Annotated in this window: 9 protein-coding genes and 1 pseudogene; 7 read left to right on the forward strand and 3 right to left on the reverse strand. The window is 66.2% G+C overall.

Features of this window, described 5'->3' with window-relative positions:
* Positions 1-95 precede the first annotated feature (95 nt).
* The 4 genes and pseudogenes from ffh to rplS all read left to right on the forward strand — a co-directional run.
* A complete protein-coding gene (gene ffh, locus HG800_RS23330; protein ID WP_169980099.1) occupies positions 96-1,598 on the forward strand; it encodes a signal recognition particle protein in 1,503 nt (500 codons plus the stop codon).
* 358 nt (positions 1,599-1,956) lie between these two features.
* Positions 1,957-2,403 carry a 30S ribosomal protein S16 gene (rpsP, locus tag HG800_RS28325; protein ID WP_169980101.1) on the forward strand — a complete coding sequence of 149 codons (447 nt, stop codon included), beginning with the start codon at positions 1,957-1,959 and terminating at the stop codon, positions 2,401-2,403.
* A gap of 185 nt (positions 2,404-2,588) precedes the next feature.
* Complete coding sequence (trmD, locus tag HG800_RS23340; protein WP_169980262.1) at positions 2,589-3,251, forward strand: tRNA (guanosine(37)-N1)-methyltransferase TrmD; 663 nt, start codon at positions 2,589-2,591, stop codon at positions 3,249-3,251.
* Positions 3,252-3,348: 97 nt separating this feature from the next.
* A pseudogene (rplS, locus tag HG800_RS23345) lies at positions 3,349-3,696 on the forward strand (50S ribosomal protein L19); the annotation flags it as partial.
* Positions 3,697-4,289: 593 nt separating this feature from the next.
* Here rplS and HG800_RS23350 read toward each other — a convergent pair.
* Positions 4,290-5,279, reverse strand: a complete 990-nt coding sequence (locus HG800_RS23350) for a PDZ domain-containing protein (protein ID WP_169980105.1) — start codon at positions 5,277-5,279, stop codon at positions 4,290-4,292.
* Positions 5,280-5,651: 372 nt separating this feature from the next.
* Between HG800_RS23350 and HG800_RS23355 the strand changes: the two genes are divergently transcribed.
* The 3 genes from HG800_RS23355 (at position 5,652) to HG800_RS23365 (ending at position 9,107) form a co-directional block, all read left to right on the forward strand.
* Complete coding sequence (locus HG800_RS23355; protein ID WP_169980107.1) at positions 5,652-6,710, forward strand: dienelactone hydrolase family protein; 1,059 nt, start codon at positions 5,652-5,654, stop codon at positions 6,708-6,710.
* Between the two features lie 118 nt (positions 6,711-6,828).
* Positions 6,829-7,191: a DUF485 domain-containing protein gene (locus tag HG800_RS28330; protein WP_315852096.1), complete on the forward strand. Its 363-nt coding sequence runs from the start codon at positions 6,829-6,831 to the stop codon at positions 7,189-7,191.
* Positions 7,188-9,107, forward strand: coding sequence for a sodium/solute symporter (locus tag HG800_RS23365; RefSeq protein ID WP_169980111.1), 1,920 nt, complete (start codon positions 7,188-7,190; stop codon positions 9,105-9,107). Before HG800_RS28330 ends, HG800_RS23365 begins: the two co-directional genes overlap by 4 nt.
* A gap of 76 nt (positions 9,108-9,183) precedes the next feature.
* Here the strand turns inward: HG800_RS23365 and HG800_RS23370 are convergent, their stop codons facing one another.
* Entirely contained in the window at positions 9,184-9,894 is a 711-nt protein-coding gene (locus tag HG800_RS23370) for a hypothetical protein (protein WP_169980113.1), read from the reverse strand.
* 440 nt (positions 9,895-10,334) lie between these two features.
* On the reverse strand, positions 10,335-13,070 hold the full coding sequence (locus tag HG800_RS23375) for a right-handed parallel beta-helix repeat-containing protein (RefSeq protein ID WP_169980115.1): 2,736 nt from the start codon (positions 13,068-13,070) through the stop codon (positions 10,335-10,337).
* Positions 13,071-13,121: the final 51 nt, after the last annotated feature.

Genomic DNA, 13,121 nt, shown 5'->3' on the forward strand with positions numbered 1-13,121 from the left:
TCTCCTTCCAGATCGCTGGCATTGCTCGCCGGTGGTGCGATCGTTACAATTGGCGATTCGCAATCCCCCAACGTGGCGATCACGGTACGCCTCCCATGTTCGACGACATCCAGCACCGCCTGTCAGACGCGCTCGGCCGGTTCAAGGTCCGTGGCAAGCTGACCGAGGCCAACATGCAGGAGGGCCTGCGGGCCGTCCGGACCGCCTTGCTGGAAGCCGACGTCAACTACGAGGTCGTTCAGCGCTTCATGAAGCGCGTGACCGAGAAAGCCGCCGGCCAGGAGCTGATCAAAAGCGTTCGCCCCGACCAGCAGATCGTCAAGATCGTCCACGACGAGCTGATCGAGTTGATGGGCGAGGGCGATCCTCACATCCGCTTCGAGAAGTCCGGGCCGACGGTGTTGATGCTCTGCGGCCTGCAAGGCTCGGGCAAGACGACCACCTGCGGCAAGCTCGCCCGCCGAATGCTCGGCCTCGGGCGCAAGCCGCTCCTCGTGGCCGCCGACCTGCAACGCCCGGCGGCCATCGAGCAATTGAAGGTCCTCGGTCAGCAACTCGACGTTCCGGTCTACACCGAAGACCCGTCGAAGGCCGACCCGGTCGAGGTCTGCCGCAAAGGCGTGGCCGAGGCCGATCGCCTGGGCCGCGACACGGTGATCCTCGACACCGCCGGCCGATTGCACGTCGATGACGAGCTGATGGACCAGCTCAAGAAGATCGAGAAAAAGGTCCGCCCGCATCAGGTCTACTTCGTTTGCGACGCCCTAACCGGGCAGGACGCCGTGGCCTCGGCCGGATCGTTCAACGAGGCGCTCGAACTCGACGGCGTGATCCTGACGAAGCTCGACGGCGACGCCCGAGGCGGTGCCGCCCTGTCGGTCCGACAGGTGACCGGCGTGCCGATCAAGTTCGTCGGCATGGGAGAGAAGCTCGAACGGCTCGACGTCTTCGACCCCGAGCGGATCGTCGGCCAGATGCTCGGCATGGGCGACATTGTCGGCCTCGTTGAGGCCGCCAAGGACGCCGTCGATGAGGACGAAGCCCGACGCCAGCAAGAACGCATGGCCAAGGGGAAGTTCGACCTCGACGACTTCCGCAAGCAGATCATTACGATGAAGAAAATGGGGTCGGTCAAGGACCTCATGGGCAAGATCCCCGGCATGAACCAGATGGGGTCGATGCTCGAAGGGGTTGATGCCGACGCCGAGGTCAAGCGCATCCAGGGGATCATCGACAGCATGACCCCCGAGGAGCGCCGCGACCCGGACAAGATCGACATTAGCCGACGTCGCCGGATCGCCGCCGGGGCCGGTTGCGAGCCGCAAGACGTCTCGGGACTGGTCAAGCAATTCGACGCGATGGCGGCGATGGTCAGGCAGATGTCGCAGATGTCGATGCTCGACCGCGTAAAAACGCTCTCGGGCCTCGGCAAGGCTGGTGCCTTCAACCCCGGCGCCTTGCTGAAAACAACCAAGCAGAGCACCGGCAAGCGTCTCTCGCCCAAGGAACGCGAGAAGCAGAAGAAGCTCCGCGAGAAGGAGGCCCGCCGCCTTCAACGCGAACTTCGCGAGAAACGCAAAGGGGGACCGAACCCCTGAGCCGCTGAGCCCGCGTCCCGAAGGGTGCCCGCGCCTTGCCGGGTCCCCTTCGCACCGAACCACGGCCCGGCTCCCTTCGCCCACGGCGAGACGACGAAGGGGCCCGGCCGCTTTCCCGACTGGAAGGAAGGAATGTCTCGCCTGTCCGATTCGCCGAATGAGAGGGTATGAGCCGGCCTTTGATCCGACCGACACGGTTGGGTTGATCCGCCGGCCGCGGGGCCGCCGATGGCTCGGGAACCGGCCCCGTCTCGCTTTCCTCGCACGTTAGCGAGGGCAGAGAGGTGCCCGACACGTTTGGAACCCATGAACATGCGTCCGAGCCGCGCTTCCGATTGCCTGGGAGTGATCGATCGAGATGGTCAAGATTCGCATGAAGTCGTTCGGCCGACGGCACCGCCCGTTCTACCGGATCTGTGTGATGGACGCCCGGACCCCTCGGGACGGCCGCGCCATCGAGGAACTCGGCTGGTACGATCCGCTCGTCCGCAACGAGTCGGCCCGCGAGTGGTTCAACACCCCCCGCGTCCGCTACTGGCTCTCCGTCGGCGCCCAGCCGACCGAAAAGGTCGCCGCGATGCTCAAGCGGCACGGCATCACCAAGCCCGCCAACGGCGAAGCCTGGGATAGCGTCCCGGCCGAGGAACGCCCCGCGCCCGGCGCCAAGACGACTCACCTGACCGGTGGACCCGCGCCGAAGCCGAAGGCCGCCCCTCCGGCCCCCGAGGCGCCCGCCGAAGCCGCCGAGGCCCCGGCCGAAGCCGCCCCGGCCGAGGAGCCGAAGGCCGAGGAATCGCAAGCCTGAGCGGCCCGACCGCCAAGCACCTCAACAGCGCGTGGTCGGCCGGCCGACAGGCCCCGGACGAACCGATTCGGTCTTCCGTCCGTCCTCGATTGACCGCTTGACCCACGCCCTTTCCGGCACCGGCCGGCCGACGAGCAACGGGCCACCCGACGATGCGACCGCCTTTGCCTCCGCTTCCGCCTCCGCTGCGAGTTGACGTCCTGACGCTCTTTCCCGGCCTGTTCGAGGGGTTCCTGTCCGAGAGCATCCTGAAGCGGGCGATCCGCCGAGGTTTGATCTCGGTCGACCTTTGGGACATCCGCCGGTGGGCCCTCGATCGGCACCGGAGCGTTGACGACACCCCCTTCGGCGGCGGGCCCGGCATGCTGATGATGGCCCCTCCGGTCGTCTCGGCGGTCGAAACCGTGCAGGCCTGCTTCGGCGACCGACCGGGACGCCTGATCGCCCTGACCCCTTCCGGAAGACGCCTCGATCAACCCTTCGTCGCGGAATTGGCCCAGGAACCCCGAATCACCCTGCTCTGCGGGCGTTATGAAGGGTTCGACCAGCGGATTCTTGACGTCTTGGAGCCCGAGACCCTCTCGATCGGCGACTATGTCCTTTCCGGAGGAGAAGTTCCGGCCATGGTGGTCATCGACGCGGTCATGAGGCTGGTTCCCGGCGTCCTCGGCCACGAGTGCAGCGCGATCGACGAATCGTTCGGACCCGACGGCGGCCTCGAATATCCCCACTACACCCGACCCCGCTCGTACCGCGGCCTGACTGTGCCCGACGTCTTGCTCAGCGGCGATCACGCCGCCATCGACCGCTGGCGACGCCAGCAGCGACGCCAGGCCGGGACCGGCTAAGCCAGGCCCACCACCGCAGGCGAGCGCCTCGGAATCTCTCGACATTTTCCTTCTTGATTCATCCCGATCCAAGCCACACACGCAAAGGACCCCTCCCATGCAGAACGCCCTGATGGAACTGGTCGAAAAGACCGGTTTGCGCGAGAAGGTCCCTCACTTCGAGATCGGCGACACGGTTGACGTGCACGTCCGGATTCTTGAAGGGGACAAGGAACGTATTCAGATCTTCAACGGCGTCGTCATTTCCCGATCCGGGGCCGGCGTCCGCGAGATGTTCATCGTCCGTCGGATTGTTGCCGGCGAAGGGGTCGAGCGGGCGTTCCCGGTCCACTCCCCGCGGATCGCCGACGTCGTCGTGAAGCGCTCGGGCAAGGTCCGCCGCGCCAAGCTCTACTTCCTCCGCGACCGCATCGGCAAGGCCGTTCGCCTGAAGGAACGCATCCGGGGCAAGGCCAACGAGGCCGAAGCCGCCGCCGTTCGCACCCAGAAGCGCGAGGCCCGCAAGGCCAAGAAGGCCGCCAAGGCCGAAGCCCGCGCCCAGCGCGCCACCGAACCGAAGGTCAAGGCTTCCAAGAGCGAGGCCGCTCCCGAAGGTGATGCCGCTCCCGCCGAAGGGGCCGAGTAATCGGTCGGCAGTCGGCAGAAGGGATGAGGCCGCTCCGACGCCATCGCTGGCAAGCGGCGAACTCCGCCTCCCTCTGCCCGCGAGCGCGTGGGGAGAGGGGGCCGTGTTCGGATCGCACGGCTCGGTGTGCTTCCGCTCGGCCCACTCACCCGGCCTTCGGCCACTCTCTCCCCCGCAAGCGGGGGCGAGGGTTGGGAATGCTCGCATCCGTCGATCGTCATGTCCGCCTCTCTCTCCCCGGGTTCGGGGAGAGGGCCGGGGTGAGAGGGCCTGCCTGGCTTGGCATTCGATCACGGCTTCACCGACCGTGGAGACGAGGACAGGCACCTTGCAGGTCTGGAGCCCGTCCCCGCCTCCGTGATCGGTCGCTCACCCGTGACGACCGCTCCCATGGCGGGTCCCCGTGAGGGGCCTCAGGGGGTCGGATTGGGAACGGGAAGCGGAAGCGGAATGGGAATCGGGGTGGGAGTTGGAGCCGGGATCGGAGCCGGAGCCGGCGCCGTCGCAGGGACCTGGGGAGGGGCCGGACTGGCGTAGACCTGGCCTCCCGAGGGATCGAGCTGGACGTACACCGGAACGTCGACGCCCGGGTTCCTCACATCGCGGACGATCAGGTTCAGCGCCCCTCCCGAGCTGGCGATCACCCGTCTCAGGGCGTTCGAGTCGCTCATCGGGATGCCATTGGCCGACATGATCGTGTCGCCCAACTCAAGGCCGGACCGCTGCGCGGCTCCTCCGGGAACCACCTGGGTCACGCGCAAGCCATAGGTCGGCCTCAGCGTGACCCGAGGAGCCGGCTGGCCCGGCACCGGAGCGGCATACACCTGATTGTTGTTCGAGACCGCCGTCAGTTGCGTGGCCACCCCAAGCGTGTACGGGAGCTGGCCGAATCCCGGGGGGACCGGCTGAGGGAACGGACCCGGGACGGGACCGGGATTGACCGTTGGGATGAACACCCAGTTCACTTGAGGCTGTCCGGTGCGGATGTTGACGAACTGCACTGACGTCTGTGCCGAGTGGTTCAGAAGGTCGTTCGGACCGTAGATCGGTTGACCATCAAGCGCGGTGATCATGTCGCCCGGTTCGAGCTGAATCTGGCTGGCCGGCGATCCGGCGACCGGATAATGCGTCAATCGGGCACCTTGCGCGTTCCCGTACGGTTCCAGGCGGTAGTAGATGCCCAGGTTCGAGGCATACAGGTTGGTCGGAGGCGGTGCGTAGTACGGCGCGGCCTGCGTCGGAGCGGGCTGAACCGGGGCAGGCTGAACCGGCGCGGGCTGAATCAGGGCCCGACCGGGTTGTTGCGCGTCGACCTCGGTCGTTCCGGCCGGGGCCAGCGTCGCGGCGAGGATCAATCCCGCGACGCCGATCAACCGGCTCGATCGGCTTCGTGGTAGGTTCATGGCAGCACCCTCCGTTGTCAAAACGTGTTGCATGCAGCGGCGATGATCCGGCCCCCTGGGTCTTCCGTGAGGACACGGATCCGAACACATCCGACGGCATCGGGTGGAACGATTCTTCGCGAAGCTCGGGCGGCCTTTGCACGAGGATGGGTTCCACCCGCTGCCCGATGCACGACGACGCCGTTAGCATAGGTCATTCTGTGGGCCGGTCGTGTCGCACCACGCCCGACGCGTTCCATCGTATCGCATCCGGGTGAAAGAATCCGACCGAATCATCGGATTTTTCGGGGTTCGTCGATGGGAGTCGGGGCCAAATGGCCCGGCTCGGCCCGGTTCGCCCAGATTCCTGGCTTGATTTCGGAGTCGTGCCCGATGTGCGATCGAGGCTCCCCCCCGTCCTGGCATCCTCAGGTCCAGACGCCTCCCGACGTGATCCCGCCCGAAGCCGATCGGCCCGCTCCGTTGCTCTTCGATGGCGAGCATCAGCCGATCACGACCCTCGACGCCTGGGCCAATCGACGGGCCGAGCTGATGGAACGCTGGCGATCTTTTCTCGGCGTCATTCCCAGGCCGCGCAACGTGCCGGCCATTCGTGTCCTCGAACAGGATCAGGTCGAGCCCGAGGTCAGCGGCCAGCGCGCGGTCGATCGCCTGCTCATTGCCTACGATCCCGAGCCGGGCCGGACGGTCGAGGCGTACCTGCTGCGTCCGGCCGACCCGGCCCCGACCCGAGGCAGGCCGGGGGCGGTCGTCCTGCATTCAACGACCGACGCCACGATCCGACAGCCGGCCGGGCTTGACGGGCCGAGCGACAAGTTCATCGGCCTGCACCTGGCCCGCCGGGGGTATGTGGCGATCTGCCCGCCGTGCTTTCTCTGGGACGGGCCGGACGAGCCGGATCGGTACATGAAGGCCGTCGCCCGCCAGCGAGCAAGGCATCCGGGGGCGACCGGCACGGCGGCGATGCTCTACGACGCGCAGCGGGCGCTCGATCTGCTCGAAGCGCAAGCCGATGTCGATGCCGGTCGGATTGCCAGCATCGGTCACTCGCTCGGGGCGAAGGAGGTCCTGTTCCTGGCCGCGTTTGATCCGAGGGTTCGGGCGACCGTGTCGAGTGAAGGGGGGATCGGCATCGGCTACTCGAACTGGGACGCCCCCTGGTATCACGGCGAGGAGGCGAGTCGGCCCGACTTCCCGCTCGATCATTCCCAGGTGCTCGCCCTGGTCGCGCCCCGGTCGTTTTTTCTGATCGGCGGCGACTCGGCCGACGGCGATCAGAGCTGGCCGTACATTGAGGCATGTTTGCCCGTGTGGCGGCTGCTGCGGGCGGGGGATGCGCTCGGCCTGTTCAACCACGGCGAGGGGCACGCCTATCCTCCCGTCGCGCAGCAACGGGCCTACGAGTGGCTCGACTGGTCGCTTGGCCTCTGAACCCTCGGCAAGGGCTTGCGATCGGCGAGGGTTCGGCTACGCTACGCCGATCGGTCATCCCCTTTGGTCCCGGCAGATCCCTCGCGGAGTTGCCGAGTCACTGACCCCCGGTGCGACTGTGCCTCCGACTCACGAACGACCGGCCGCCGGCACGCGCGGCGGCCCTCCCGCGCACGATGTTGACGAGCCGCCGGCCCTGACGATTGCGTATGCGAGGGTCGGGCTTGGGCTGTTCGCGGTCTACCTGGCGCTTTATGCCGCATTCGTGGGAGTCAATGCGTTCGCTCCCGAGGTCATGGCGCGGCGACCGACCGGGGGCCTCAACCTGGCGGTCTCGACCGGCCTGGGGCTGATCGTTGCGGCAATCATTTTGTCACTGGTGTACATGGCTTTGTGTAAACGAGTTGCCGATCGCTACTGGGCCTCCTCGGGCAGTCGGCCGGGGGGTGACGGGGATCAGGAGCGAGGGATCGGGCGATGATTTATGAACCCTCGACGATCGCCGTGGTGGTCTTCGCCGCCTTTGTCGGCACGGTCCTCGGGCTGAGCTTCTATCTGGGCAGGAAGGCCCGCGAGCCGGGCGGCTACTTCGCGGCGCACGGGCAAATTCACTGGTTCGTCAATGGAATCGCCTTCGCGGGCGATTACCTCTCGGCCGCGTCGTTTTTGGGCATCTGCGGGATGATCGCGTTCGCCGGGTACGACGGGTTCCTCTACTCGATCGGCTACCTCGCCGGCTGGGTCGTCGCGCTGTTCGTGGTGGCCGAGCCATTGAAACGTCTCGGCAAGTTTACGTTTGCCGATGCCTTGAACAGTCAGTTCGATTCGAGAGGAATCACCCTGGCGGCGGCGGCAAGCACCCTGGTGGTGAGTATCTTCTACCTGATTCCCCAGATGGTCGGCGCGGGAACACTGGTGCGGCCGTTGCTCGGTTTACCGCACGAGGCGGGGGTGATCACGGTGGGGGCGGTGGTGGTGCTCATCGTGGTGACGGCGGGGATGGTGTCCACCTCGTATGTGCAATTCATCAAGGGTGCCTTGCTGGTGTTGTTCTGCGGGGTGCTGGCCGTGTTCATCCTCCGTCGTGGTTTGACGACGGAGCCGGAGGTGCCCGACGGGCGGTTTCAACCGTTTGTGACCACGACGGTCGATCAGCTTCGCGACGATCCAACGCTTCGCATCCTTCCCGAAACCGAGGGCTGGCGCGACGAGCCGTTCGTCAGGGCCAAGAACCGAGACACGGGGATCACGACCGTTTGGTACCGAATCGACCCTGAAGGAGACCAACTGGCTCAGGCGCAAACGCTCACCGTCTTGCCCGACGGCGCTCGCCTGGCCAACGGCTTTCCCCAGGGCAAAGGGGTTGGAGAGGCGGACCTGAAGGCAGTTGGTCAGGTCGTTCGGTTGCCCGACGATCAAGCCGAGACCGGCCCGCTCGGCCCGATCGAGTTTTTGACCACCGTGCAAGACAGCACCATCGTCACCTGGAACAACCGGATCATCCGAGAGGCCGACGGTGCCGTCACGACGGTCTATTTCCCGGTCCCGACCGAGGGAAATGCGCTGCTGGTTCCCGGAGGCAGCTCGACCTTCAAGGGGATTCGGAGCGGTCGGCTGGTCGATAAGCTCGACTTCATCTCCTTGATGCTCGCCCTGTTCGGCGGAACCGCGTCGTTACCTCATATTCTGATCCGATACTACACGGTGAAGGATCAGAAGGCGGCGAGGCGGAGCACCGTCGTCGGCATTGCGGCCATCGGCGCGTTTTATGTGTTGACGCTTTACCTCGGCCTGGGAGCGATGACCGGCGGCGTACTTGATCCGACGAATTCGAACATGGCTGCCCCCTTGCTGGCCCGGAGCTTCGGCGAGCTGCCGTTTGCGATCATCTCGGCCGTGGCGTTTACGACCGTGCTCGGTACGGTTTCCGGCCTGATCATGGCCGCCAGCGGGGCGATCGCGCACGACCTGATCGAGAACGTTTTGCGATGGCCGATCAGCGACCTGCGGAAGGTCCGCATCGCCAAGGGTTCTGCCGTGGTGATCGGCGTGGTGGCGATGGCGCTGGGGATCGCCTTCGAGAAGCTCAATGTGAGCTTCCTGGTCGGCTGGGCGTTCAACGTGGCGGCCTCGGCCAACCTGCCGGCGTTGGTGATGCTCTTGTTCTGGAAGAAGACGACCAAGTGGGGGATCACGGCGGCGATCTTTGTGGGCATGATCACGTCGTTGACCTGGATCTTGTTGAGTGCCCAGGCCTATCGAGACGTTTATGGGTGGCCTGCCGAGCAGTCGATCATCCCCTTTAGCCAGCCGGGGCTGGTGACGATCCCGCTCGGGTTCCTGGTCCTGGTGGTCGTCTCGCTGATGACGCAGCCGAGGCAACAGGCCGCGGGATGAGGCAAAGCCGAAGGCCGAGCCATTGATGCTCGGCCTTCGACCTGGTTTGCGGTGGATCGGGAACGCGAGCAAAGGGTCAGAAGCTCGTATCCTGGATCATGTCGCCGGAGCTTCGGGGAATGAACTGCCAGGCGATCTCGGCGATGACGATTTCCAGGAACTTTTTGCGGAAGGCGGAACGGTTGACCGTCGCGCTGATGGGCATGGCCCCCTGGGTGCGGGGGAAGGAGGTTTCGACGATCTCGTCGTGCGAGACGATCACCTCCCGATCGCGCCCGGGAATGGGTTTCCCCTTGTCGTCGGTCGGTTCGACAAGATCAAAGGCCTTGACGTGAACCCGCGATGCCCCCTGGAACAATCCAGGGCTGCGGTAGTCTTCGAGCTGGATGGCCTCGACTTCGAGGAAGATCACCGTGTCGGCCTCGAAGTCACGGCCGGCGTCCGAGGGGTCGGTGTAGCCCGGATGGCCGTCGACCCAGACCTTGACCTTGGGGTGCGGCACAATTTCGATCTTCTTGACCGAGCTGGCCAGGGTGCGGCCGACCCCCTTGGCCAGGTCGTCTTCCAGGTCGGGAAAGTCCGACATGGTGCCGGTCGTCGCGTGGCAAAGGATCACCACCTTTTTGCCTTTGAGCGACGGGCCGGGTGCGTCAATCGTGGGCTCGAACGGCTGGAGAAAATAGGCCAGGGCGCGGGGGTCGCACCCGGCGGCCAGGGCGAGTGTCCCCAAGCCCAGCGTCCCGAGCACCAGGGACCGCCGCGTTCGATCGAATGGCCGAAGGGTCATCCGTGTCCCCTCCCTTGAGTACCTGCCGAGAGTGGTCCGTATCGCAACGAACGCCGTCCCTTTTCCCCGCGTCGGCGGAGGACCTGAGCGAGGCTCGGTCCCCGGGCTCCGTTCGCCTGCAATCGCGGGGGGCTGGTTCAATCGGGTGGGAAGTCGGAACCCCTCGCTCAGGGGAAACCCCGGGCGAGGGAAGCGATGGACGACGGCCCGGGGCCGGACGTCTCGGTCCAGCACCCGGCGCGGAAGGTCGGCGATGTGGGTCGTTACCCTAGTCCAGATCGATCCGGTCGGCAAGGCCAACTCGGCGCAGTTTGGCTGCAACGGACGTTCGGACAGTTCAAGAGGAGCGAGAAGGCTCGGAATGCCCGGCACGCCTCGACCTCTCCCAGGAGCGAGAGGCCGGGGCGTGCTCATGTCTCCGAGACCGGGCGGCTGGCTGATCAGGGCACGGGCTCGGGGTCCTCGACGGCTTCGGGTTCCGGGCTGGGGGCGTCCTGATGGGCAACCGCTTCGTCATCGGTAACGGCGACGAGCCGGAGCAGGCGAGCCCCTTCGGCGAGCGTATGGTTGCCGGCCGGGTGGTTGTCGAAGGAGCAGCCGCGCGAAGCGACGGTGGCTTCGGACGCGAGTTCGAGGCCGTAGCGGGCGTTGCTCGACAGCTCGCACTCGACCAGATCGACCCGGCCCGACTCAACCGAGACGCCCGATCCGCCGTTCGAGGTCAAGCGGCACGCGACCAACTGCCCCAGGGCGGCGCTGTGCGCGAAGACGCCGGATTGCGCGTTCTCGGCGATCGTACAGTCGAGGAAGGTGGCACCGCTGGAGCCGGACAGCTCGGCCCCGGCATAGGCGTTCGATCGGATCACGCAGCGATCGAGCAGCGCGGGCGATTGCTCCTCGATGAGCAGTCCGGCCTGTTCGTTCTCGGCGATCAGGCTATCCACCAGCACTGTGCGGGTCGCGCTCTGGAGCCGAAGGCCGGTCTGGCCGTTCTTGGAGAAGGTGCAGGCCGTGAAGGTCCCTCGGCTGTTGGAGGCCAGCCAGGCACCGTCCTCGCCGGCCTGCGAGAGGACGCAGTCGCGGAAGACGCCGAGGCTGGAGTCGGTCAGTCGAAGGTTGTCGACGCCGTTGTTCACGAGCACCAGAAGTTCGCCCTGAACGCGGGCCTCGTCTCGGACGAGTAATCCGACCTCGGCGTTCTCGGAGAGTTCTGAGTTTCGGAGGGTCAACCGGGACTCATCGGCGGCGACGATGCCGGTGGAATCGTGGTCCTGGATCGTGCAGCGATCAAGGGTGGCCGAGCTGTCCTCGATCAGCATAACCCCGGAAAACGGGCCGCCGCGGATTTCCGAGGTCCGGAGGACCGGATCGGCCGACCCCCGGATGACCAGGCCGTTCGATCGAGCAGTGTCGAAGACGCAATCCTCCAGAATCTGGCGGCCCTCGGTGATCTCGACCAGGGGGGCCGGGTCGTCGCTGGCGACGTCGTCGGCGCGTCGGACGGTCAGGTTGCCCAGGAAAACGCCCGAGGAGTTGATGAGCATCGGGGTGTCGTCGGGCAGTTCGAGGACGACCTCGGAGGGGTCGTCGCCGATGCCGATGAGGATGATCGGCTGATTGATCTGGAGCGACTCTCGGTAGACGCCGCCCATGACGAACAGGATCATGCCCTCGCTCTGTTGCAGACCTTCGGCAATGGTGCGGGCATCTCCCCGGCCCTCGGCATCGACGAGGGTGACCATCATGTCCTTGAACAGCTGCAATCGGGATGGCTCGGGGGTGTCGGGGGTCTCGATTCCGGGGCCGGGGTTGAGCAGCCAGACGCCACGGAAGAAGGCGCGGGCCAGGTCGTCGTCGAGCTTGCCCTGGCGGGCGTTGACGGCCATCAGGTAGCCGGTCGAGCCGTCCCGGAAGACCTCGATCCAGGTGTCGAAGGTCTTGCGTTCGCTCTGCGATCGGTAGCGGACCGATCGGCCGGGCAAGGGGCCGTAGCGGATGCGATCGGCCGGCTGGACCAGCTCGTGACGCCCTTCGAACAGGCTGTCGGTCAGGAGCTGGGCGAAGAAGGCGTCGTCGTCGAGCCTCAGGGCCTCGTCGGGGTAGGTGGTGCGGCCGACGGAGTAACTCATCCCGCCCTGATCGACGAAGGCGGAGGCATCTTCGGCCGGGCCGAGCTGGGTGTCGAGGGTCTCAAGGGCCAGCTCGGGAGGAGCGGGCAGGGCCATTCGGATCTGCAAGGCGGGGGATCGATGCACGACCCAGCCCTCGGGAGCCTCCTCAGTGCGGTTGGCCAGACGGTCGGGGAGGTCGTCGCGAGGGGGCTCGGAGCGGAAGGGGGGAGGGCCGATCGCCGGATCGGGTCGGGCCGGGGCGTCCCGGATCATCGGCACCAGGTCCGGATGCCCGCTGAGCCAGGCGACGTCGGCCGCGGTGTTTCCCTCGTCGTCGCGGAGCGTCGGGTCGGCACCGGCGTCGAGCAGGACCCGGACGACCTCGGCGTTGCCCTTCGAGGCGGCCCACATCAAGGGGGAAATTCCCATCGGGTCCTGGTCGTCGACCTCGGCCCCCGCCTCGATCAGGCGGGAAACGACCTCGGGGTTGCCGGCGGTGATGGCCATCAGCAGCGCATTGGAGCCCTCGGCATCGACCGGATCGACCTTGGCTCCCCCGTCGATCAGGCTGTCGACCATCGCCAGGTTGCCGCGTCCGGCAGCGATCATCAATGCCGTGACTCCGGTCTGAGTGCTGAGGTTCGCGTCGGCTCGGTTGAACAGGAGGATGTCCAGGGTTTCCGCCGACTCGTACCAGGCGGCGATCATCAGCGCGGTCATGCCCGTCTGCGGGGCCTTGGCGTTTCGGTCGGCCCCCTGGTCGATCAGGAGCAGCGCGGCCTTCCAGTCGTCCTGTCGGGCGGCCTTCATGAGCGGGGTCCAGTCGGAATCGTCGAGATCCCGCTTCTGGGCGGAGAGGGTTGCAGGCAGAACCAGCAGCAAGGCGAGGACGCCGGGCAGTCCGCCACGCAAAGCCAGGAACATCATGTAAAAAAATTTCATCATGCACTCCTTCGTCAATGCGTTGCGATGAACGATCCGGGTCAGGTCGCCCGCCTCCCGAACGCAAGACAGCCCCGCCCCGCGACCGTTGCTTCGGAACGGTGTGCGAGGAGAGGCCGTCATGGCAAGACTCGCCGACCCGACATGAGTCGATGCTTCGATTCTCCCGCGCTG

Origin of the sequence: Tautonia rosea (assembly GCF_012958305.1) — a bacterium.
Lineage (GTDB): Bacteria > Planctomycetota > Planctomycetia > Isosphaerales > Isosphaeraceae > Tautonia > Tautonia rosea.